The 23,062-nt window shown below is 43.4% G+C and carries 21 protein-coding genes; 9 read left to right on the top strand and 12 right to left on the bottom strand.

Going from position 1 to position 23,062, the window contains the following annotated elements:
• Positions 1-11 precede the first annotated feature (11 nt).
• From ECHVI_RS11350 to ECHVI_RS11365, 4 genes are all read left to right on the top strand, one after another.
• Positions 12-1,052 (top strand): NAD-dependent epimerase, encoded by a 1,041-nt coding sequence (locus tag ECHVI_RS11350; protein ID WP_015266133.1) that lies wholly within the window; start codon positions 12-14, stop codon positions 1,050-1,052.
• 102 nt (positions 1,053-1,154) lie between these two features.
• Positions 1,155-2,201, top strand: coding sequence for a dTDP-glucose 4,6-dehydratase (gene rfbB, locus ECHVI_RS11355; protein WP_015266134.1), 1,047 nt, complete (start codon positions 1,155-1,157; stop codon positions 2,199-2,201).
• A gap of 176 nt (positions 2,202-2,377) precedes the next feature.
• Entirely contained in the window at positions 2,378-3,178 is an 801-nt protein-coding gene (locus tag ECHVI_RS11360) for a polysaccharide biosynthesis/export family protein (protein WP_041738578.1), read from the top strand.
• Between the two features lie 3 nt (positions 3,179-3,181).
• Positions 3,182-5,623 carry an exopolysaccharide transport family protein gene (locus tag ECHVI_RS11365; RefSeq protein WP_015266137.1) on the top strand — a complete coding sequence of 814 codons (2,442 nt, stop codon included), beginning with the start codon at positions 3,182-3,184 and terminating at the stop codon, positions 5,621-5,623.
• A 5-nt stretch (positions 5,624-5,628) separates the two neighbouring features.
• Here the strand turns inward: ECHVI_RS11365 and ECHVI_RS11370 are convergent, their stop codons facing one another.
• Both ECHVI_RS11370 and ECHVI_RS11375 read right to left on the bottom strand, forming a co-directional pair.
• On the bottom strand, positions 5,629-6,870 hold the full coding sequence (locus ECHVI_RS11370; RefSeq protein ID WP_015266138.1) for an anthranilate synthase component I family protein: 1,242 nt from the start codon (positions 6,868-6,870) through the stop codon (positions 5,629-5,631).
• A gap of 79 nt (positions 6,871-6,949) precedes the next feature.
• Complete coding sequence (locus ECHVI_RS11375) at positions 6,950-7,672, bottom strand: YceI family protein (RefSeq protein WP_015266139.1); 723 nt, start codon at positions 7,670-7,672, stop codon at positions 6,950-6,952.
• A gap of 148 nt (positions 7,673-7,820) precedes the next feature.
• On the opposite strand from ECHVI_RS11375, the gene ECHVI_RS11380 reads away from it, so the two are divergent.
• Complete coding sequence (locus ECHVI_RS11380) at positions 7,821-8,336, top strand: gamma carbonic anhydrase family protein (protein WP_015266140.1); 516 nt, start codon at positions 7,821-7,823, stop codon at positions 8,334-8,336.
• A 90-nt stretch (positions 8,337-8,426) separates the two neighbouring features.
• Here ECHVI_RS11380 and ECHVI_RS11385 read toward each other — a convergent pair whose 3' ends face one another.
• The 5 genes from ECHVI_RS11385 to ECHVI_RS11405 all read right to left on the bottom strand — a co-directional run bounded on the left by ECHVI_RS11385 (position 8,427) and on the right by ECHVI_RS11405 (position 14,083).
• Positions 8,427-8,864: a hypothetical protein gene (locus ECHVI_RS11385; RefSeq protein WP_157501354.1), complete on the bottom strand. Its 438-nt coding sequence runs from the start codon at positions 8,862-8,864 to the stop codon at positions 8,427-8,429.
• A gap of 231 nt (positions 8,865-9,095) precedes the next feature.
• On the bottom strand, positions 9,096-9,992 hold the full coding sequence (locus tag ECHVI_RS11390; protein ID WP_015264071.1) for an IS982 family transposase: 897 nt from the start codon (positions 9,990-9,992) through the stop codon (positions 9,096-9,098).
• Between the two features lie 526 nt (positions 9,993-10,518).
• Positions 10,519-11,544: a cytochrome d ubiquinol oxidase subunit II gene (locus ECHVI_RS11395; RefSeq protein ID WP_015266142.1), complete on the bottom strand. Its 1,026-nt coding sequence runs from the start codon at positions 11,542-11,544 to the stop codon at positions 10,519-10,521.
• A gap of 3 nt (positions 11,545-11,547) precedes the next feature.
• Positions 11,548-12,873, bottom strand: a complete 1,326-nt coding sequence (locus ECHVI_RS11400) for a cytochrome ubiquinol oxidase subunit I (protein WP_015266143.1) — start codon at positions 12,871-12,873, stop codon at positions 11,548-11,550.
• 121 nt (positions 12,874-12,994) lie between these two features.
• A complete protein-coding gene (locus tag ECHVI_RS11405) occupies positions 12,995-14,083 on the bottom strand; it encodes an AMP-binding protein (RefSeq protein ID WP_015266144.1) in 1,089 nt (362 codons plus the stop codon).
• A 226-nt stretch (positions 14,084-14,309) separates the two neighbouring features.
• On the opposite strand from ECHVI_RS11405, the gene ECHVI_RS11410 reads away from it, so the two are divergent.
• From ECHVI_RS11410 to ECHVI_RS11420, 3 genes are all read left to right on the top strand, one after another.
• On the top strand, positions 14,310-15,143 hold the full coding sequence (locus tag ECHVI_RS11410) for a 1,4-dihydroxy-2-naphthoyl-CoA synthase (RefSeq protein WP_015266145.1): 834 nt from the start codon (positions 14,310-14,312) through the stop codon (positions 15,141-15,143).
• Positions 15,144-15,213: 70 nt separating this feature from the next.
• Positions 15,214-16,506 carry a serine hydrolase domain-containing protein gene (locus tag ECHVI_RS11415; protein WP_015266146.1) on the top strand — a complete coding sequence of 431 codons (1,293 nt, stop codon included), beginning with the start codon at positions 15,214-15,216 and terminating at the stop codon, positions 16,504-16,506.
• Positions 16,507-16,584: 78 nt separating this feature from the next.
• Entirely contained in the window at positions 16,585-17,199 is a 615-nt protein-coding gene (locus tag ECHVI_RS11420; protein WP_015266147.1) for a Uma2 family endonuclease, read from the top strand.
• An 8-nt stretch (positions 17,200-17,207) separates the two neighbouring features.
• Here the strand turns inward: ECHVI_RS11420 and menD are convergent, their stop codons facing one another.
• From menD to ECHVI_RS11435, 3 genes are read right to left on the bottom strand one after another with little or no spacing between them, the layout of a single operon-like run.
• Positions 17,208-18,890, bottom strand: a complete 1,683-nt coding sequence (menD, locus tag ECHVI_RS11425) for a 2-succinyl-5-enolpyruvyl-6-hydroxy-3-cyclohexene-1-carboxylic-acid synthase (RefSeq protein WP_015266148.1) — start codon at positions 18,888-18,890, stop codon at positions 17,208-17,210.
• Positions 18,891-18,897: 7 nt separating this feature from the next.
• Positions 18,898-20,100 carry a chorismate-binding protein gene (locus tag ECHVI_RS11430; RefSeq protein ID WP_015266149.1) on the bottom strand — a complete coding sequence of 401 codons (1,203 nt, stop codon included), beginning with the start codon at positions 20,098-20,100 and terminating at the stop codon, positions 18,898-18,900.
• Positions 20,100-20,525, bottom strand: coding sequence for a hotdog fold thioesterase (locus ECHVI_RS11435; RefSeq protein ID WP_015266150.1), 426 nt, complete (start codon positions 20,523-20,525; stop codon positions 20,100-20,102). The genes ECHVI_RS11430 and ECHVI_RS11435 overlap by 1 nt, the downstream gene beginning before the upstream one ends.
• Before the next feature lie 157 nt (positions 20,526-20,682).
• Here ECHVI_RS11435 and ECHVI_RS11440 point away from each other — a divergent pair, with 157 nt between their 5' ends.
• Positions 20,683-21,315: a histidine phosphatase family protein gene (locus tag ECHVI_RS11440; protein ID WP_015266151.1), complete on the top strand. Its 633-nt coding sequence runs from the start codon at positions 20,683-20,685 to the stop codon at positions 21,313-21,315.
• On the opposite strand, the gene ECHVI_RS11445 is transcribed toward ECHVI_RS11440, so the two are convergent.
• Together ECHVI_RS11445 and ECHVI_RS11450 are read right to left on the bottom strand one after the other, a co-directional pair.
• The gene (locus ECHVI_RS11445; protein ID WP_015266152.1) at positions 21,296-21,721 is read right to left on the bottom strand and encodes a hypothetical protein; all 426 of its coding nucleotides are present in this window, start codon (positions 21,719-21,721) and stop codon (positions 21,296-21,298) included. The two genes, ECHVI_RS11440 and ECHVI_RS11445, sit on opposite strands and share 20 nt — an antisense overlap.
• 564 nt (positions 21,722-22,285) lie before the next feature.
• The gene (locus ECHVI_RS11450; protein WP_015266153.1) at positions 22,286-23,062 is read right to left on the bottom strand and encodes a zinc ribbon domain-containing protein; all 777 of its coding nucleotides are present in this window, start codon (positions 23,060-23,062) and stop codon (positions 22,286-22,288) included.

A 23,062-nucleotide genomic window follows, 5' to 3' on the forward strand; every position in this document is an offset into this window, starting at 1 on the left:
GAAAAGACAATATGAAATTTTTAGTAACTGGAGTTGCTGGATTTATTGGACATGGGTTATCAAAAAAGCTTTTACAAGAAGGGCACCAAGTGGTCGGTATTGATAGTATCAATGACTACTATGATGTAAATCTTAAATTGGCAAGATTAAAAGACCTTGGAATAGATGATGCACCAATCAGCGAACACCAAAAGGTAGCTTCGACGGATAAAAGCTGTTTTGAATTTGTGAAAATGAAGTTGGAGGATGGGGATGAAATGAATGCATTGTTCGAGGCAGAGCGTTTTGATATTGTAGTGAATTTGGCCGCGCAGGCCGGTGTAAGGTATAGTTTAGAGAATCCTCGGGCATACGTAGATGCAAATATTGTGGGCTTTGTGAATTTGCTGGAAGCTTGTAGGCATCATCCAGTAAAACATTTGGTCTATGCTTCGTCCAGCTCTGTATATGGAGCGAATAAAAAGATGCCATTTTCCACTTCGGATAATGTGGATCATCCTGTAAGTTTATACGCTGCCTCCAAGAAGTCCAATGAATTGATGGCACACACCTATAGCCACCTATATGGTGTGCCTACTACTGGATTACGTTTTTTCACGGTTTATGGCCCATGGGGAAGGCCGGATATGGCCCTGTTTATTTTTACGAAAGCTATCCTGAATGGCAAGCCACTGAAGGTATTTAATTATGGGAAGATGAAGCGTGATTTTACTTACGTGGACGATATCGTGGAAGGTGTTTATCGAACGGCTTTGGTCCCTCCAAAAGGGCAACAGGAAGGAGATAAGGAAGACCTTTCCGGTGCTCCCTATAGGCTTTTTAATATAGGAAATTCTAAGTCCGTTAACCTTATGGATTTCATCAGGGCAATTGAAAAAGCCACAGGTAAAGAAGCGGTTTTGGAGATGTTGCCTATGCAGCCAGGGGATGTTCCGGCCACCTATGCGGATGTTTCGGCCCTTTCTGAGGTTACAGGCTATAAACCCAATACCCGAGTAGAGGATGGGGTGGCGAACTTCGTCAATTGGTATCGGGATTATTACCAAGTATAAGGAAGAGTGTTATGGTATTGTTTTTGGTTGTTGTAGATTTGTAAGCAGGGTTGCTCCTGCAAAAGTTACCAACCTTAATTTTAAAGCATATACCTAAAATCCATGCAGAAATCAATTTTAATTACCGGTGGAGCAGGCTTTATTGGAAGCCATGTCGTGAAGTTATTTGTTTCGAAATATCCGAATTATACCATCGTAAACTTGGATAGCCTAACCTATGCCGGGAATCTGGAGAATCTAAAAGAAGTAGAAAATAAAGGCAATTACTATTTTGAGAAAATCGATCTTCTGGATGAGAAGGGGTTGGTAGATGTATTTAAAAAATATCAGGTTACCGATGTGATTCATTTGGCCGCGGAATCCCATGTGGACAGGTCCATTTCAGACCCCTTGGCCTTCGTCAAAACCAATGTGATAGGAACGGTAAACCTATTGAATGCAGCAAAGTCTTTTTGGGAAGACTTGGAGGATCATTTGTTTTATCATGTGTCTACTGATGAGGTTTATGGTTCTCTGGACGATGGAGGCTTTTTCTTAGAAACCACCGCTTACGACCCACAATCCCCCTATTCGGCTTCCAAGGCCTCTTCCGATCATTTTGTAAGAGCTTATGCCAATACCTACGGGATGAAGACGGTGATCAGTAATTGCTCCAATAATTACGGGCCAAATCAATTTCCTGAAAAGCTGATTCCATTGTGCATCAATAATATTAAAAACCAAAAATCCCTTCCGGTATATGGTAAAGGCGAAAATGTCAGGGATTGGTTATATGTAGAGGACCATGCTGCTGCTATTGATGTGATTTTCCATGAGGGAAAATCAGGTGAGACGTATAATATCGGCGGGTGGAATGAGTGGAAAAATATCGATATTGTGACACTGCTCTGTGAGATAATGGATAGAAAACTGGGCAATGAAAAAGGAACCTCTGAAAAGTTAATCACTTTTGTAAAAGATCGTGCGGGGCATGACTTAAGGTATGCCATTGATGCCAGCAAACTTGAAAAGGAACTTGGCTGGAAGCCCTCATTGCAATTTGAGGAAGGCATTGAAAAAACGGTGGATTGGTACTTGTCCAATGAGTCCTGGCTAAAAAGTGTCACCTCTGGCGATTACCAAAATTACTATAAGGAGCATTACGAATAATATTTTTTTCACGTAGAAGTATTTATAAGGATAGTTAAATATGTTGTTTGACTATCCTTTTTTGTTGATGCTATTTTTTGAAATTCATATATGTTATTTGCGTTTTCATAACTTGGATATTTCAGTATATTTGGTTTGATATATCACCAACCAACATAGTACAATCCTAGTTTTGAATGAATAAATTGCTATTAACTATATCGATAGCACTGTTAATGATTTCATGCGTCAGTAATAAGCGCTTGAATTATTTACAGAACTTGCCCGATAAGGATCCCATTGATCTTGATGAGTTTATTCCTTATGCGGAGGTAGATTATGAATATATCCTTCAGCCGTTTGATATCGTGGATATTGATTTCGCTTCTACTGATGAGGAGCTGACCAAAGTATTTGAATACCAAGGTGCCCGAAATGCCCGAGGTGGAGGCGGTAATAATAGTGGCGATCCATTTTATTTTACTGGATATTCCATTGATAAGGACGGTACCGTAAGGATACCTAAGCTTGGTAAAATCAAAATAGCTGGACTGACAGAGGAAGCTGCTCGAACTAAGATTGAGGCAGAAATCAACCAGTATTTTAAGGAGGAAGTTTACGTAAGACTGCGAACGGGCGGTATAAGGTTTACCACCATGGGAGAGTTTAATAGTGCAGGTACCAAGGTGATCTATAAGAACAGGGCTACGATCTTTGATGCCATTGCTTTGGCCGGAGAAAGTGATATCCTGGCCAAAAAGAATGAATTGTTCCTCATTAGGCAATATGATGGTGGAACCAAAATTCACCAGATCAATCTTAATGACCGGGCATTATTGGCCTCACCTTATTATTTTATACAACCCAATGATATTCTATACCTACAGCCAATGTCCATTCGACAGGTGGGGGATGCCAATAATATCGCCACTACCTTGCAGTTGGCGATTGGTTTGGTGACGGCAGTGTTGTTCTTTGTGGCTTTAACGAAAGACTAGTGCATGAGAGAGGGGTTTGACATACCGAAGTTTGAGGAGGAAGATCAGCCGGTAGATATTAAGTATTACCTGATAAAGTATCTCCGGTTCTGGCCAATATACCTGATCAGTATGATGGTGTTTTTGGCCGGTGTTTTTATGTATCATCGGTATACGGTAGAGAAATATGAGGTCAGAGGGAGCATGCTTATCAATGCTGCTCCGAGCCCAGAAGTGAGGATCCTTGATCGCTCCAACATTTTCGAGAACCCGGGTACGTTGGAAAATGACATGTTAGTCTTCACGTCCAAAAATTTGGCGGCAAAGGCACTTGAGAAGGTGCATTTTGATGTGAGCTATTTTGCTTACACCAAGATCAAGGAGATCGAGCTATACCAAAAATCCCCCATCAAGGTAGATGTGGACTGGGATCATGCCCAGCAGGAGCATGGCCTGATCAGCCTAACCGTGGTGGGGGAAGATACCTTTACTTTAGGTACACCTGACCATGGCATTTTTAATTGTTTTTCGTCACAGAAATCGATATCAAACGACACAGGCATTTTAGGAAAAACCTTTCGGTTTGAAGAGGTTATAGCATCTCCAAAGACGAAATTTGTGGTAAACAAAGTTGCCTCGATGAAAGTAGGGGAAAAGCTGTCGTTTGTTATTCATAGTCCTTCTTCGTTGGTAGATTATTATTCGAATGCGATTGCTGTACGTCCCCAAAACAATTATGGGTCGGTACTTCAAGTGACCTTACGTACTAAAGTAGTGGAGAAGGGAAGGGATTATGTCAATGCGCTGATGAATGCGTATATGGAGCATGACCTGGAAAAGAAAAATCAGATAGCTGAAAATACCCTTAAGTTCATAGAGGAACAGATGTATGTGGTGGAGGATTCCTTGAAATTGGCAGAAAGGAGGATGCTGAATTTTAAGGTAGACCACAAAATGCTGGATGTGGACTCTGAATATGGAGGGGTGCTGACCAAGATTCAGAGGTTAGAAGAAAAACTTCAGGAAATGGTTTTTGAGTTGGAGTACTATAAATCACTAGAAGCGTACTTAGCAGAAAGAGATGGTGATTTCAGCGAAACCATTGCGCCATCTATGATGGGCATTACCGATGCTTCGTTAAATAGTATGACCCAGCAGCTGATGACCTTTTCCATGGAAAGAAAAAGGATGCTTTCTGTGGTGAATGAAAATCATCCAGATGTAGAAAAATTGGATGAACAAATCGCTCGATTACGGGAAAATATCTTCGAAAACATCAAAAATCTGGTGGCCAATACAGAAAAGAAAAAGCAAGAAGCGGAGAAAAAACTGGCTACTTACGATCGGGAGTTTTCAAGGCTGCCAAAAGCCGAGTCCAATTTTGCCAACATCTTCAGAGAGTTTAAGCTAAGGGAAAACCTTTATAACTACCTGTTGGAAAAACGGGCTGAAGTCGGAATTGCCAAAGCTTCCAACGTGTCGGATATTTCTGTAGTGGATTACGCTAAAAAAGGGAGTCTTATTTTTCCCAAGAAAGCCAATAATTACGGAATGGCGTTAGCGATAGGCCTTCTTTTGCCTCTTGGACTTATTTTGTTCTACGACTTTGTCAATGACAAAATCGTTGATCAGGTACAGCTGAAGGGCGCCCTCAGAATGCCGCTGTTAGGCACCATCGGATATAGTGAGAAGAAGACCAATATGCTGGTGGCAGAGTATCCCAAAACCATTGCGTCGGAATCCTTTAGGTCCCTGCGCTCAGCACTTTTTTACATTGCCAGTGATAAAAAATGCAAGCGTATATTGGTTACATCCAGTGTCTCTGGTGAGGGAAAAACTTTCGTGAGTTTAAACTTGGCCGCTGCCATGGCTTTGAGTGGCAAAAAGACTTGTGTGCTGGGGATGGATTTAAGAAAGCCAAGAATAGCCCAATATGTAGGCGTCAGCAATAAGAGTGGGCTTTCTTCTTATTTGGTCGGAAAGTCATCGAAAGAAGCTATTATCCATGAGACTGATCATGATAATTTATATTTTATCCCTTCCGGCCCCGTGCCCCCAAATCCCTCAGAACTCTTGTTGAAGCCTCAGTTGAGTGAGTTGATGAATGTGCTGGAAAAGGAGTTTGAGGTCATTATTTTGGATACGCCTCCTTTGGCATTGGTGTCTGAGACGAAAGATTTATTGCGGTTTTCGGATGTCAATCTTTACATCGTGAGGCAGGACTATACCCAAAAGAAGTACTTGCTGATGATCAATGACCTATTTGACAATGGTCAAGTGGATAATTTTTATGGGGTTTTTAATGCCGTGAAGGCTGACGGGAATGATTTCGGTGGTTACAACTACGGCTATGGCTACAATTATTCCTTTATCAAAAAAGGACATTATTCCGGATATTACGATGATGACCCAGAGCACTCCCAAAAAGGCTGGATGGGAAGGATGCTGGACAAGTTTAGGAGTTGAGGAGATTAGGAACGTAGGGTTTCTTGGATGGCTTTGGCTTTTAGCAGGCATTCTTCATACTCGTATGCAGGATCAGCATCGAAAGTGATGGCACTGCCAGCGGCGAAAAATAGGTGTTTGGACTTGGTGTCGATGATAATACTCCGGATGACCACACTGAAGTCTAGGTTCCCGAATTCGTCCACAAAACCAAGAGCTCCTGAAAACCATCCCCTTTTGAAGTTTTCATAGCGATCGATCAATTCCATGCATTTTATTTTGGGTGCACCGGTCATGCTACCCATGGGAAAGGTGTTGGCAATGATTTCTGTAAAGGAAGTGCCTGGCCGCAGGGTAGCGGTAACGGTGGAGATCATTTGATAGACCTGCCGAAAAGGATAAATGCCAAAAAGCTCCTCGACTTTTATGGAGCCTGTTTCAGCGATCCTGGCAAGGTCGTTACGCATGAGGTCTACGATCATCAGGTTTTCGGCCTGTTCTTTTTCACTGAGGCGAAGAGATTCTCTATAGTTCGCATCTTCTTCAGCAGTTTTCCCCCTTTGGATGGTACCTTTGATAGGTTGGGCTGTGATCTGGAGCCCCTGTTTTTTGATGAAGCGTTCGGGAGAGGCTCCCACGAGATACTGGTCTTGACATTTAAAAAAACTCGCAAAGGGCATGGGAGATTTTTTCTCCAAATCAAGAAAAACCTGAACTGGATTGATCGATTCTACCACTGCTTCGAAGGCAATGCAGTAATTCATCTCATAGATATCGCCCTGACGAATATGTTCCTGAATGTTACGGACGGTTTGGATGTACTCACTTTTACTGGTCTTGACCTGAACAGGAGCGATTTTTTGGGAGACTATTTCAGGTTGGTAGTCTCGGATTTCCTCAAAAAGGCGATCAGGAGCTGCGGATTTGATCTCAAGGGTTTTTTCGTGAAAGAGGATGGTCAATTCCGGTAAGAAAAAGCATGTCTCGGGACAATTGACCAGTGAAGGGTTTTGGCTCTTTAACCTTTCAAATTTGTTTTTAAGGTCATAGCTAAGAATTCCCGCTTTGGGACCGGAGTGGGCGTCCATGTCATTCCAAGCGACGGAGTGTTGTCCAGCAAACAGCACATGGGTAAACCCTTGGTGCGGATAAGAAATGTCGTTATGATGATGGTAACTGACATAGGCAAAATGGTTTGATGCCCAGTGCAGTGCTTTTTCGATCCATTCTTTTTGCAGAGGGAATTCCCCGGTGTTCGCATACTTCATGAACCAAAATTAAAGGAAAGGGCATAAAAAAAGAGGAATTTGATCAAATTCCTCTTTTAAGAATAATGTCAATCGGCTATTAGTCAGCTTTGATTTCAAAGCCTACATTTACCGTGTTATAGATAAATTTATCTTTCGCTTTGTCGGCTACAGAGCTTTCGTCGCTATAGGTCAAGCCCCAGTCGGTTCTATCGATGTTAAAACCAGCTTTAGCTGAGATCACACCGTCGTTGATGCTGACAGCAGCAGGGAACTTGATGTTTTTAGTAGTTCCTCTCATGGTCAAGTTACCGCTGATCCAGTGGGTAGGGTTTTCCACCATCTGCTCACTCAGGCTGTTAGGGGTAAATTCCGTTTCAAATTCCTCTTTGTCTTCGATTGTAGCATCAGCAGTAAAAGGCTCTACTGCAGTTACTTCAAAAGTAGCCGTAGGGTGATTGGCAGCATCGAAGAAATCTGGTGATTGCAAGTGGCCATGCAGCTTGCCGTAATTTTCTGTGCCTTCTTCCATATCGCCGATTTTAAGGGCAGCAATATCAAAGGTGAAATTACCACTGGTAATGGCATCGCCTTCAATGGTCACTTCGCCTGCAGTCACAGGAATTGTTCCATAATGCTTGCCCGCAGGCTTGTATCCTGTCCAAGAAACTGCACTTGCGGAAGGATCTACGGCAACCGTTTTGCCTGTTGCTTCGGCTACTTCTTGTGCTTCAGAAGTTTCTACGGTTTCACTCTTTTGGCCACAAGCCACCATCAAAAGGGCACTTGCTAGAAATAGGCCGGTAGTTTTGATTAATTTCATAACTGTTTGGTCTTAAAATGTTGCGTGTATTAGATGTATATACATGTAAATTTAAAATTAGAAAAAAAGGTTCACATTGTCATTAAAAAAACTAGATTTGATCGTTAAATGTTTGAGAATAAAACGAAAAAATACTTAGAAAAGTTATATGGCACTAGTAAAATCGGTAAATGGCAAGGTTCCGGTATTTGGGGAGAAATGCTGGTTGGCAGATAATGCCACCGTGGTAGGTGATGTGCGAATGGGGGAAGGGTGTACGGTGTGGTTTAATGCAGTAGTCCGGGGAGATGTTCATGAAATCGTCATCGGAAACCATACCAATATCCAAGATGGAGCCATTATCCATTGTACTTATCAAAAGGCTGGAACCTATATCGGAAGCAATGTGTCCATTGCGCACAATGCCATCGTTCATGGGTGCACCGTCCACGATAATGTACTGATTGGCATGGGGGCAGTGGTCATGGACAATGCCGTCGTGCACAGTGGGGCAGTAGTGGCGGCAGGAGCCATCGTCTTGGCCGGGACGGTGGTGGAAGCCAACAGCATTTATGCTGGAATTCCCGCCAAAAAGGTCAAAGATACCGGTGAAGAAATGATGGCGGTCATCAAACGCACTGCTGAGAACTATCCTAAATATGCTTCTTGGTATGAGGAGGATTAATGGATAGGGTGTTTTTATATTGCTCCTTAGGGTATTGGAGAAAAAAGGAAACAAAGGGATCCCGTCAAAGGATCCCTTTAAAATGATCCATCAATAAAAGGAAATGGTCAAAGGCAAAGTAAGTCCATAGAATATAAAGCTGGAATTGCCTCCTCCAGAGAAGACCATGTTAAAATTTGGATTGATACCGAATCGTCCAAATCGGGCATAAGCACCTACAGAAGCCAGTGCCCCCAATCCAGCGGAAGAATTTCGTTCATGAAAATCTACGGGGGGATTGCTTCTATCCCTGACGACAGAAATATATTCCTTGTAAGTGAAAATCCCGACGGCCAATTCACTGGTCAAGCCAAAATGCTTGCCTTTCAGTTTCGGGCTGATTCCCGCATACACTCCTCCGCCGTTAAGTTTATAATGGCTTCCATTCCCTTGGGACCATCCTCCAGAATAGGTAGTAGCATCCTTTTCATATATTGTACCTGCGATGTAGTCTAAATACTCTAAGGATGATGGAATGGTGAACTTCATATTTATTCCAATGAGTTTTTCTGTCCCAATACTTTCTCCTGCTTTTAAGAATGAGTATTTATCTTCATTTAGGTTGTTAAAATGGAAAACAGGCCCGGCTTCAACTTGAAGTTTTTGTTTTCTTTCTTGTGAAAATACAACGTTACTGATTGATGTTAGAAACAACAATAACGCGAAGAGGTTAATTTTTGTAATCATTGGTCAAAATTATTTAGTAACCTGAGTTCGATTTTAAAACAGGGCTATTTGGTTAGTTTGGACTGTTTGGTATTTGATTGCGGGCTTTTTAGGGAAAAATGAGTAGGCAATGAGTCCTGAAATCATGTTGGTGATGAAATTTCCAAAAGAGCGGTGCCTGGAATGTTCGATCTGACACATGTTTTTCAATTCATCATTTACCGTTTCAATAACAGATCGTTTTCTGAGCATGATTTTGTCCTTCATTTCCATAAGGACATTCTTCATATTATTCCTAATATTGGCAATTAGGTGAAGCCCGTCTGAAAACAACAATTCGGTCAAATCCTTTGAAACATAGCCTTTGTCCGCATATAATTTCCCCTTTAGGTTATTTACGAAACTTTTGTTCCTAAGCGGCTCCCTGTCATCAACATTGGCCTGGGTGACCACAAAGTTTAACAGCTCCCCTTTGTCATTGATGACCAGGTGGAGCTTGAAGCCGAAGAAATATCCCATGGTGGATTTGCCCACCTGGGCAATATCTTTGAAAACCTTGTTCCTTTTTATCCTTTTGTTTTTGCATACCCTGATCGGAGTTGAGTCGATAAACGCAATACCTGTCCCCTCTCCTAAACAACAGGTTTTCAGGAATATAGTCATCGGAAGGGTGGCGGATTGCATCAGTTCAACAAACCTGTTGTAGGAAACGGTCTGGGGGAAAAGGTGTTTTTTATGGACTTTGATAAAATAGAGATAAAAGTGTTTCATGTTTCGGAATCCCCCGGTATGGAACATCACCATAATGGTAATGACTTCGCTCAGGCTCATTCTGGGCCTTCTCTTGGGCCTGTTTCCAAGAATATGTTTTTCAGTGGATTTTTCAAATTGGATGCAGAATTCATCGATAAGATAGAAAATTTCGGTAATTTTGGAGTCAGTTAAGGTCATGTTTTAGTAGTTAATGTATTGAACTTCAACACTTTAATATAACGAAAAAACATGGCTTTTTCTATGTTTCTAATTATAGTTTTTAATTAAATACATAGAAAATATTATCTATATATGTGAATTTTTTTATAAAATAAATTTTAACATTAATTTTTGTGTTATTCTTGCTTGAACGTTTCTTGGCGGACAATTTATGGGGAATTATTAATCGAACTCAGGTTAGTAGGGAAGGAATAGTTTGATTTAAACACATCTAGTGCAGTAAGAAAGTAGTTCTTTCATGATTTTAATTTTAGATAAAACAAAGTTGATTAACAGTTAAAAAAGCCTAAAAAAGAAAACTCCTTTTAGCTTTAAAATTCTCAGTTCAAAAGGTTTCGGCACCTTGCACTCGTTTTTGAGCTCAAATGGTACGTGGCAAGTATAAAAAAAAGAATAAACCCCCAAAATTATCATTAATAAATGGAATACTACTGTTTGTGTTGTTTTGAGTATCCTTTGTTGTAGGTTTTTATGGGAGGTAGGTTTATTGTTTTAGTGGTTTTTTTACTGAGATAGGTTGTTTTTGAAAGCTGTAAATCAAATAAAATAGTGCGGGAAGAATAAACAGGCTTCCGATCAGCAGGGCCATGCCCAGTGCGAATATAGTACTTTCACCTGCTGCTGCATTTTCCAGACTGATCGTGCTGTTCTGAAGCACAATAAAATCAGGATGTTGGCTGGCCATCAGCGTAATCAGGATCATGGTGATCTGAAATCCCACCAAGACCCGAGGCCAGTATACTTTTTTCTTTTTCAATAGCAACCATGTCACAGGCAGGGACAAGGTCGCTAAGACCAATGCCGCTAAACCGACGGGGTGGTTGATCAGTTCAGTGAAAAGCGGGATACCTTCCCATTCACCGACCAAAAACACCAAGCCTCCTGTGATGACGGTTAAGATGTTCATGCGGAAAGCTTTCTGACGGAAAAGATCCCTGTCTTCGTTATTATTGGCTTCCCCAATCAGGTAAACGGCTGCAAGAAAACCGCAGATTACGACGGTAAAGACTCCTACAGACAGTGGAAACCAACCCAGCCAAGGGCTTAGGTAAGCCGAAACAAAATCGGTGGCTTCAGGATTTATGCGTCCAGAAATCGCGGTGCCCGCCAATATGCCGAGGAAAAATGGGGTCATAAAAGAAGAATAGACGAAAATCAGGTTGTAGACTTTTTGGAAGTGGTCTTTTACCGCATCATAATGCCGAAAAATAAAGGCAGTTCCACGTGCGATGATCCCAATCAAAAGCAAAGAAAGGGGGATGTGGAGGTATACCGAGGCCAAGGTGTAAATTTCAGGAAAACCCACAAATAAAATAACGATCGTAATGATCAGCCACATGTGGTTCGCTTCCCAGATGGGACCAATGGCCTGATATGTAAGGAGTCGGGTTCGTTCCTTTAATGATCGCCCCGAAAAAAGTTCGATGATTCCCGCTCCAAAGTCCGCCCCGCCAAAAAGGAGGTAAAATAATAACGACAGGTATAGAAAAGCGATGACTACATACAGCATATTTCAGGTGTTTGAGGGTAATGATAAATCAGGATTTTGATCAAGGTTCTTGATTTGTCTTACCAATAATAGCGAGACAATCCCTGCCAGGGAAAGGTAGATGACGGCGTATAAAATAAAGGAATAGACGATTCCCGGCATGGGTGTGACAGCCTCCTTGGTTTTCATGATGCCATAGAGGATCCACGGCTGCCTTCCCACTTCAGTGACAAACCAGCCTGCTTCCACAGCAATGAAGCCTAACGGCGTGAGCAAAGCGATCAGACCCAAAAATCTTTTTGAATAAATGAACCGTTTGTTTTTCCAAAGCCCTAAGAGCCAAACGATACCGGTAAGCATCAGCAGCATGCCACAGCCGACCATGATCTGAAAGGCAAAGTGTGTTACGGTGACCGGGGGATGTTCGTCTTTGGGGATTTGGTCCAAGCCAGTGACTGATGCATTAAAATCACCATGGGCCAAAAAACTCAAGGCTCCGGGGAGTTTAATGGCGTAATTGACCGTTTGGTTTTCTTCATCAGGAATGCCACCAATGATCAGCGGTGCGGATGTTTCCGTCTTGAAGTGGGCTTCCATTGCCGCCAGTTTGGCGGGTTGGCGCACTGCCACGTCTTTTGCGGAGAGATCGCCGCTGATCGGCTGAAGAATGGCGGCTACAGCACCGATGGTCAAAGAAATTTTTAGCGCAGCTTTATGGATAGGACTGTTTTTGCCTTTGGTAAGCATCCAAGCATGGATCCCGGCCACTGCAAAACAAGTGGCCACGAAAGCTGCCAAGATCATGTGAAGGGCTTGGGTAAACCACGCGTCGTTGAACATGGCCGCCATGGGGTCGATATTGAGGTATTCACCATTCACGTAATCGAAGCCAGCAGGGGAGTTCATCCAGGCATTGGCCGCTACGACCAAAATCCCAGAAGCCAAGCCGCTGATCCCCACTACCACTCCGGTGAACCAATGGAACCAAGGATTGAATTTTTCCCAACCATAAAGGAAAAAGCCCAAGGCAATGGCTTCGATAAAGAAGGCGGTCCCTTCGAGGGAAAATGGCATCCCGAAAATCGGTCCGGCATGCTTCATGAATTCCGGCCAAAGCAATCCCAACTCAAAGGAAAGCATCGTCCCGGATACGGCGCCTGTCACAAAGAAGATCGCTACTCCCTTGCTCCAGGCTTTGGTGAGGACTTTGTATTTTTCCTTTCCGGACCTTAAAAATTTATAATGGGAAATAGCCATCAAAAACGGCATGATCATGCCAATACAGGCAAAGATGATGTGAAATCCCAATGAGAGTGCCATTTGCGACCTCGCGGCCATAAGATCATCCATATGCGAATAGGTTAAAAATTGTTAAAACCCTGCCTTTACTTACGCGATTAGCTGATTTAAGTTTGCTCAGATAAGATAATGAATCAATATTTAAATATGACTTTTAACCTGTTTTTTTATGTCAAATGATTTTATTTAAAGCCTGGTTTAAGTTGGCCTTTCGTTTGATTTTGCCAGAAGGGGTTTCTATAAAATTATCTAAAAAGTAAAGGTTTTTTGGGCGTTCGTATTTTGAGACTTTTGCCGCAATTTCAGATTTGATTTGCTCTTCTTTGGAGGCTGAAATACGAGCAGATTCCACAATCAAGACCACCTCTTCCCCCCATTTTTCATGAGGAGCCCCTGCGATAAAATAGCGTTTTCCGGGCAAGTGGATGGCCATGATGGGATGGATAGCTATCTCCAGCTGTTCCGGTTGGATCTTGATGCCGCCGGAATTGATGGTAAAATCAGCCCGTCCTTGCCAAATGAACCTATTGGGCTGAGGCAAGGAAACGATATCCGTGGTGGTGAGTACCGCATCGGCCATAGGGGCATCGATCACCAGTCGGGCATCCGGAGTGGTAGAAATCACCACACCGGGAAGCGTTTGATAGTTTAGGGGAGGGTTTCCGGTGATTTTGGCGAGGGCTATATGCGAGACGGTTTCCGTCATACCATAGGTTTGATAGGTGTTACAGGCCAGCAGCGCGACTTCCCTTTGAAGGTTTTGGGCTAGTGGAGCTCCACCGATGATCAGTTGTCGGATATGGTTTAGTTTTTCCTTTTCGATGGGATGGTTGATGCAGTTTTCCACTTGTGCAGGCACCATTGCGGCAAAATCAAAGGTCACCGATTGGTCAAAATTGGCCAAAGGTGTTCCCGAAGGTTCCTCCAAATAAATGGTGCTGTTCCATTCCATACCTCTGACGAGCATCATTTTGCCTGCGATCAAGCGGGTGTTTAGACAGCAGAGCAAATTGGCTTCTTCTGGAATGTTAAAAAACTGCCCGGTAGCTGCTGCGCTAAATTCCATTTGCTGCCGCTTGACATTGATCTTTTTGGGATTACCCGTGGATCCAGAGGTTTGCAGCTGAAAGTGCTCCTCCCCGTTGAGCCATGCTTGGCAGAAAGCCAAGGATTGTTCGATATAGGCACTTTCATTTGGCCAATTTCCTTTTTTGATTGCCTCGAAGCTGACGGCAGACGTTCCAATGATGATTTTGCCCATGAGCCTTACTGAAGTTTATGCAAAAGTAATCAAATATTGCAGGACTCTCCATAGCCATCATGGTCTTCCTAAAGCGGAAGTCCAATGGATGTGTTACATCAGCGGTTTTATCAGCAATAAGGAGGCAAGTACACCAAGAGTTGTTTTATCCGTTTTTTATATGCTTAATCGCTCAGTTGCTATTATCTTGCATAGATAATTTATGTCGCAATAAATCAATAAAAATATGGAGTGGAAAGTAGTAAAAGAATTTAAGGACATCACCTATAAAAAATGCGATGGAGTAGCCAGGATAGCTTTTAACAGGCCTGAAGTAAGGAATGCTTTTCGGCCCCAAACGACCAGTGAGCTTTTTGAGGCATTTGTGGATGCCCGAGAGGACACGTCCATAGGCGTAGTGCTTTTGTCTGCCGAGGGGCCTTCCCCAAAGGACGGAGTGTATTCTTTTTGCAGCGGTGGCGATCAAAAGGCCAGGGGACATCAGGGGTACGTGGGCGATGATGGCATGCACCGTTTAAACATCCTAGAGGTGCAGCGATTGATCCGTTTTATGCCAAAAGTGGTCATTGCGGTGGTACCCGGATGGGCTGTTGGGGGAGGCCACAGTTTGCATGTGGTCTGTGACTTGACCTTGGCGAGTAAAGAGCATGCTATTTTCAAGCAGACGGATGCTGATGTGACCAGTTTTGATGGAGGCTACGGGTCTGCCTATCTGGCCAAAATGGTAGGACAAAAGCGTGCCAGGGAAATATTCTTCCTCGGCAGAAATTATTCAGCCCAAGAGGCCTATGAGATGGGCATGGTCAATGCTGTCATTCCGCATAATGAGTTGGAGGATACTGCTTATGAATGGGCTCAGGAAATTCTTGCCAAGTCACCTACTTCCATTAAGATGCTGAAGTTTGCCTTTAACTTAACTGATGATGGAATGGTGGGCCAGCAAGTTTTTGCCGGTGAAGCCACACGGTTAACTTATATGACCGAAGAGGCACAAGAGGGAAGAAATGCCTTTTTGGAAAAAAGAAAGCCAAACTTCAAGGACATCAAATGGATACCTTGAGAAATTAGCCAAACCTTGCTTGCTACCGATCCAGGTAGCAAGCATACATGTTCCTAAAACCGTTAGCACCATGAAAAGAATTTATATCGCCATAGTTTGTTGGATGGCAATGGCCTCAGTAAATGCCCAGACCAAGAGTAGCCAGCATTCTCCCGAGCTATCTGAAGCAGCTCCCCGTAGCGTTGGCATGTCCGATGAGCGCTTGAAGAAGATCTCCAATATGCTTCAGGAGGAAGTCAGCAAAGGGAATATCCCTGGAGCGGTGGCCCTCATCGCCAAAGATGGAAAAATCGTATATCATGAAGCTTTTGGGCAGGCTGATAACCAAGCAAGCGAGAAAATGGAAACCAATTCTATTTTCAGAATCGCATCTCAAACCAAAGCCATTACATCCACGGCGGTGATGATGTTGTGGGAGGAGGGGAAGTTTCAGCTTGATGATCCGATATCCAAATACATTCCGGAGTTTGAGGATCCGCAAGTTTTAGCTGGTTTTAAGTATGCAGATACGACCTATACGACGGTTCCAGCGGATAATGAAATCACCATTCGCCATTTGCTCACCCATACTTCAGGACTGGGATATGGTGTGATCGACAGGGATGAACGCATGAAAATGATTTACCATAAGGCAGGTATAACAGACCTGTTTACTACGAAGCCGATCACCATTGGAGAGAGTGTACGGAAATTGGCCGAACTGCCTTTGCATTTTACTCCAGGGGAACAATATTCCTACAGTGAGGGGCTGGATGTGCTAGGGTATTTTGTGGAGGTGATTTCGGGACAGCCCTATGATGAATTTCTAAAGGAACACATTTTCGATCCCTTAGGGATGGAAGACACTTGGTTTTACCTTCCTGAAGATAAGGCGGACAGACTCGTGACCGTTCAGCACAAAATGAACGGAGAATGGCAGCCTTATCCCGTGACTTTTTATGATACCGAGTACCCTGTAAAGGGCGCCAAGACCTTCTTTTCTGGAGGTGCGGGCTTAAGCAGTACAGCAAAGGATTATGCGACGTTTCTACAAATGTACCTGAATGGTGGCGAGCTCAATGGAGTCAGGCTGTTGAGCCGTACCACGGTACGAAGCATCATGGGCAACCAAACAGGAGCCCTTTTTGGAGGCGATGGCCAATATTACGGTTTGGCCTTTGGCGTGGTGACTGCTGAGGGAGAAGCTTCTGGAGGCATGGGAAGCGAAGGGACCTTCGACTGGGGAGGCTATTTCAATACCCAATATTTTGCTGATCCTAAGGAACAAGTTATCGGGGTGCTCATGAAACAAACACAAGAGCCTGTCGATGATCAAACTGGCTGGAAATTCCGTCAAATGGTAGGGGCAGCCATAGATGATTGATAAAAAAAGGTAACGGATGCAGCCTAAGAGGCCGGGAGGTGTTTTTGTGCTGAGATGGATTTTTTAGTAAATTTCTATATGGAAAAGGGGGAGAGAAAGAACAAAAAGGTCACTGAGCCGGATGTGGAATATGGTCATTATTCCTATGCAGACTACCTGACCTGGCAGATGGAAGAGATGGTGGAGTTGATCAAAGGGAAGGTGTTCAAGAAAGCTGCGGCCGCCCCTTCCCGAATTCATCAGAAGATTTCATATGAATTGGCTTACTTACTGACAGACAATTTAAAAAACCATCATTGTGAGGTATATTCAGCGCCATTTGATGTGCGGCTTCCACAGCAGTCCAAGGCGGATAAGGATATTTTTACGGTTGTCCAGCCTGATTTGTGCGTGATCTGTGATCGGGAGAAATTAGATAACCGCGGATGTATCGGCGCACCGGACTTGGTCGTGGAGATTCTTTCACCGGGCAATAACCGGTTGGAACTCCAGCACAAGTATGAGTTGTATCAGGAAAGCGGCATTAAAGAATATTGGATTATTCATCCTGATGAGCAGACCCTGTTGGTTTACACGCTGGTAAAAGGAAAGTATGTTCCTTCACAATTGATGACCAGTGGAATGGTGTTCCGCTCCTCAGCTGTCGAAGGGGTTGAGTTGGATTTGGAGGATTTCTTTGCCAAGATCAAATGATCCTTGTTTTACTGGTCCATGAAATTTCTCAGGTTAGATTTTATCGTGTTCAGGATGGCGGTGTTTTCGGCACTGTCAGAAAATACCTCGATGATTTTAGGTTTGACGGAAGGGTGGTAAAAATCCATCAGGGCAGCATCCAACTCTTCTTCTGATTTTACTGGTAGATAGCCAAAACCAAAATCCATAGCCAAATGCGCTGCATTCAGGGATTGTTTGGTTTCGAAAAACTCTTCAAGTTCTGGCTGTTTGTTGGGGCCGTTAATGATCCTAAAGATGCCGCCAGCATGGTTGTTGAGAAGGATGATCCGTAGGTTATTGGTGGTGTAATTGTGCCAAAAAGCATTTCTGTCATAGAAAAATGCCATATCCCCCGTGATCAGGGTCACAAATTCCTTGGTGGTAAAGGTACATCCTACGGCTGTGGAGTTGGAGCCATCAATGCCGCTAGTGCCCCTGTTGCAGATTATTTCTTGCTTCCGTGCTCCTAGAAAATTCACATATCGAACGGCCATGCTGTTGGCAAGGTGTAATTTTGATGTCTCCGGAAGATGGTTTAGGACGTTGTAAATAGCCTTCCACTCTCCAAATGGAGCTTTTTCCAGCGTGTTTTTCAAAGCCCTTTCCATCGCCTGGTCTGCTTGATGCCAGCGTTGGTGAAATTCCCCGTCCAAGGTGAGGGTAGATTCCACTAAAATGCGCAGTATTTCCTGTGCGGTCGAAGGGATGATCTTGGCCAACCCTTGGTAAGTGTCCGGAGAATAGCCTGCGGGCTGAATGTGCCAATGCTCCGCTCCTGAGCTTCTAAGGAAATTTTTCAGTGGTTTAGAAATAATGGATTTTCCAAAACTGATGATCAGATCCGGTGAGAAGGCGCCGTGATCCACTACCGGCAATAACTGATCATGAAAAGTGATGGTATTGCTGGATTGCATGTTCGAAATGGTGTCACTGATGATGACCACTTTATGTTGGGTAGCCAGTTCGTTCAGTAAATCCAAGGTGTGCTGATGGGATGCTTGCTGGCCAGGAATGATAACAACCCTCTTAAATCTCGCCAATTCATTTTTGAAATTTGCCAATGCGCTGCTGCTGAGATGTGTAGCGGACTCCAGTTTGTTTACAATAGGAATGGGGCGGTTAAAATCAAACTCATCTTGGCTTTCGGGATAAAATGGTTCCCTAATGGGGATGTTGACATGAACGGGCCCGGCAGGGAACCCAGTAGCCTCATTGACAGCTTCATTACCGATGCGGTGCGCATGCCAAGTGATATCCGGATGCCCAAAATGATCGGGGAAATCATAGGATTGCTTAATGTGCCTTCCGTAAATGGCCTGTTGCCGGATGGTTTGCCCATCCCATTGGTCAATCCATTCAGGGGGACGGTCCGCGGTGAGGACAATCAGGGGGATTTGCTGGAAAAATGCTTCTGCAATTGCGGGGGCATAGTTTAGGGCAGCCGTACCGCTGGAACAAACCAATACCACTGGCTTCTTGAGCTGTTGTGCCATGCCCAAGGCAACAAATGCCGCTGAACGCTCGTCTGAAATGGTCCTGCAGTGGATGTCAGGGTGTCTGACAAATGCCAAGGTCAAAGGTGCGCACCTAGAGCCAGGAGAAAGGATGGCGTTTTTGATACCCTTTCTGGCAAAAATTGCCGCTAAATCGATAATTGGCTGGATAATCAAGTTGATTCTATTGAATGAATTTTCCGATAATGTCACATTTTAGCGAAGTCTCTTCCCATTCCCGTTCGGGGATTGAATCAGCGGTAACGCCTGCACCGGCGTATAGTAGTACTTCTTCGTTGATGAGCTGGGCGGTTCTTAAGTTGACATAAATGGCGGTTTGGTTTTCGATATTCACTGGACCGATAAAGCCTGCAAAGAAGCATCGGTCAAACGATTCATGATCCAAGATGAACTTCATCGAGGTCTCCCTTGGTGTGCCGCAGACAGCTGAAGTGGGGTGCAAAAGTTTCAGCATGACAGACCCGAGTTGTGGGAAGTTTGTGGCATCCATGTTTACCCTGAAGTCTGACCTTAGGTGTAATAGGTTACCGGCCTGAACTGTTTTGGGGCCATTTTCCTCGTATTCCCGCAGTCGGATTTTTTTAAAATTATTGACGATATATCGACTGACCATGGCTTGCTCTTCAATCTCCTTTTGCTTCCAGGCTGCGTTTTTTACAGGGTTTTCCCCTTCGGCTTTTTGCGTACCGGCGAGTGCCATGGTTTGAAAATAGGGCCCTTCCGTTTTAATCAGAATTTCGGGAGTAGCGCCTAGCCAAGTGCCCACCTTGGGGATGTGAAAGAAATTCACAAAGGCATCAGGATACAAGGTACATAGTTCCAAAAATGTCTTTGCCAGGTCAAAATCTTCCCTTAAATGGACTTTTTGGATCCTTGCCGGGACAACTTTCGATAACTCGCCGGCTTGAATGGCTCGGATGCCTTCTTCTACCAATGCAATAAAACTAGATTTGGCAGTGGAGGCTGAGCTTGCACAATCTTTTTCAGGCTGTGCTGATCGCAAGAAGCGATTGACTTGTTTTTTTAATTGCTCCGGAGGTAAGGTTGTTTTTTGAAACCACTCTTCTTCCGAATCGGTAGCAGGATTGGCCAAGTCAAATTTATAATAGTCCGAGGCTTCCAGAAACAGGGCCTTTTGGTCTTCCTGATCCGCAAACGGATGTGCAATAAAACCTTGCGGTAGGGTTTCCAGCTCCAGGTTTACCCGCTTAATTACCTTGGTTTGGTCTAAGATGAGCTGGATACTGTTTGATTTGGGAGCCCGCCAAATGGCAATTTGGAAACCGCCTTCCAAGGCACGGTACAGCCATCTGTCCAGTATTTCTTCCTGGGTGATGAGGTAGGGTCTTGCGGTCGTTGTTTGCATCATGATTTTTTATCCAGCACAGCCATGGTGATCCGGCTGATACAGGCCAATTGGTCTTCTTCTGTTAAAATTTTTATTTCCCACACGTGAGTCTTTTTCCCGAGGTGGATAGGCGTGGCAATTCCCCTGACCAGGCCATCACGGACTGCTTTGATGTGATTGGCATTGATGTCCAAGCCAATACAATACTGTTTTGCGGGGTCTACACAGCACGAAGACGCCACACTTCCCAAGGTCTCAGCCAATACCACGCTCGCTCCTCCATGTAACAAACCAAAGGGTTGTTTTGTTCTTTGGTCCACTGGCATGGTCGCCTCGATGAAGTCATCACCGATTTTAGTGAACACAATCCCCAAGTGTTCTAACATATTTCCTTTGCCAAACTGATTTAAGGTATCAAGGCTGAGGTTTTTGGGAAATATCATGTTTTTTGAAATAAAAACGTTTTCTTTGAATTGAAATTATGACCTTTTTGGATTTTCGTGAAATACATAAAAGGTGATTCCCAAGGATGTGATAGCGTTTCAAGCCCAAGTGACCAGAAAACCATTCTTTAGAAATCGATAACAAAAATACAGAATCTTGAGTACTAAAAAAATATACCTCGTCCGTCACGGGCAGACCGATTATAATCTTAAAGGTGTGGTGCAAGGAAGCGGTATCGATGCTCCTATCAACGAGACCGGAAAAAAGCAGGCTGCCGCTTTTTATGAAGCCCATAAGCATATTAAGTTTGATAGGATCTACTATACTGGGTTGCAGCGTACCAGGCAGTCAATAGAAAGATTTCTGGATAATGGCACTCCTTATGAAGCCTTACCCGATCTCAATGAAATCAGTTGGGGAAAATATGAAGGTGTACCGATGAGTAAGGATGAGCATTCTTATTACCAGGGAATGCTGGAAAAATGGGCTGATGGGGAGTTGGATTTTTCGATCGAAGGAGGAGAATCACCAAACATGGTTTATGCGCGGCTAAAGCGCGGCTTGGACCATATCTTGGCTCAAGATGGGGAAACCATTTTGATCTGCATGCACGGAAGAGCCATGCGGGTGATGCTTAGTTTAATGCTCAAGTATGATTTGCGATTCATGGATATTTTTGAGCATCATAACTTGGGGTACTATGAGCTGACGGTAAAGGAAAACGGTGAGTTTCTATTGGATCGGTACAATAACGTCCAGCACCTAAAAGTTAAAGGATTGATTGGATAGTTTTACCCTTATTTTTGTTGGATTCTTTTTCTGATACTTGATCATTGAAGGAAACCAATAGCTCCTGAAAGTTTTCCTTTGATTCACTTAGGTCGATGATCCTGAAGGCTACTTCTTGGAGGGGCTTCCAAGTGGTTTTGTTGATCTGCACCAACCGTTTTCCGATTTGGCATTTGTCAAAATCACAATTGGGAACGTTGATGTAAATGACGGCGTCGGAATTGCCCGTATAGGTTTTGGTTTTGTAATCTTCCATAAAGCTAAGTTCAATGTACTCAGCACTGGATTTAAGTTCTTTTAATTCCTTCTTGCTGAAGATTACGACGAATGTTTTATCTTCTGGGTTTTTGCAGAAACCTACCGTTACTAAAAGGGTGAATAGCGGTATAAATATCAAATGCTTCATCTTGGTAAGATATAAAAATATTCAATGGTTTTCAATATCAGTTTGTACTAAATTGAAAAAAATAATCCTCTGGTAATCAGTAAATAATTGTGGGGCTGATCTATCAAGTAATGTAGCGAGATTGATTTTTCATTTACCTCAAGAGCAAAATGGAGGAGAGAAGCTTTGGATCAAGCGGAAAAGTTGGGGGCTAGTCTATTATCGATGGGTAAATATGTTCTTTGTCTCTATTTGGCCACGGATGAACGTTGATAAACACAGATAGGAAGCTTAGGTATTGTAAATCCGTGCTCATCTCCCCATAAATATGACTTGATGCAAAATAGCAGGAATTAAGCCTATATTGATGGCAAAACCCAGGCTAAATAAAATGTACCCAAGACACGAAGTGGATGCTATAATCTACACAGAAAGTCATTAATAATTGCTTTGCGCCTTTGAGCCTTCGTGGCGAATCAATATCCCCCTAAATAACAAAATCTCTCGCCCCCGAAATATTGATTGATCCTAGGCAAGTGGGAAAATAGGGGAAATAAAAAAGCCCGGGTAAAACCGGGCTTTAATTTATTTTTTGGCTCTTGAACTTCTTTTTTTCTTCGGAAGTGTTTCGTCTTCTATTTCATCCGCTACATCCGCTAGGATTCTTCCGCAGTGTTCACAGACGATAAGCTTTTTCTTTTCCCTGATATCGGCTTGCCGCTGTGGAGGGACGATATTAAAGCATCCGCCACAAGCACCTCTTTTGACCTCTACTACTGCAAGGCCATTTTTGGCATTGGCACGGATTTTCTTATAGGATTTTAATAGCCTGTCTTCAATTTTCTTGGTAGCTTTTTCCCGTTCGGCCTTCAGTTTGCTTTCTTCGGATTCGCTCTCAGCGACGATGGTATCCAATTCTTCTTTTTTGGTGTCCAAGTCCTTCTTGCGATCTTTCAAAACTTCCTGAAGATCATCTAGGTCCTTTTTCTTCCCTTCTATCTTCATCTCAGCTTCTCCAATTTTCTTTTTGGAAACTTGGATTTCAAGGTCTTGCAATTCCAATTCCTTGGTGATGGCGTCGTACTCACGGTTGTTTCTGACGTTCATCTGCTGATCCTGATATTTCTTGATGAGCTTTTCAGAGTCCTTGATAGCCTCTTTATGCTTCTTGATTTCGTCCTCAAGCGCTACGATGTCATTGTTGAATTTTTCTAACCTTGTCTCGTAGCCTGCTATTTCGTCCTCTAAATCTTGAACTTCTTCTGGAAGAGCTCCCCGAATTTTAAAAATTGCATCTAAGCGGGAATCTAATTTCTGAAGATTATAAATGGCATCAAGTTTCTGTGCGACTGTACTTTCCAT

The sequence above is a fragment of the Echinicola vietnamensis DSM 17526 genome (assembly GCF_000325705.1).
Taxonomy (GTDB): Bacteria; Bacteroidota; Bacteroidia; order Cytophagales; family Cyclobacteriaceae; genus Echinicola; species Echinicola vietnamensis.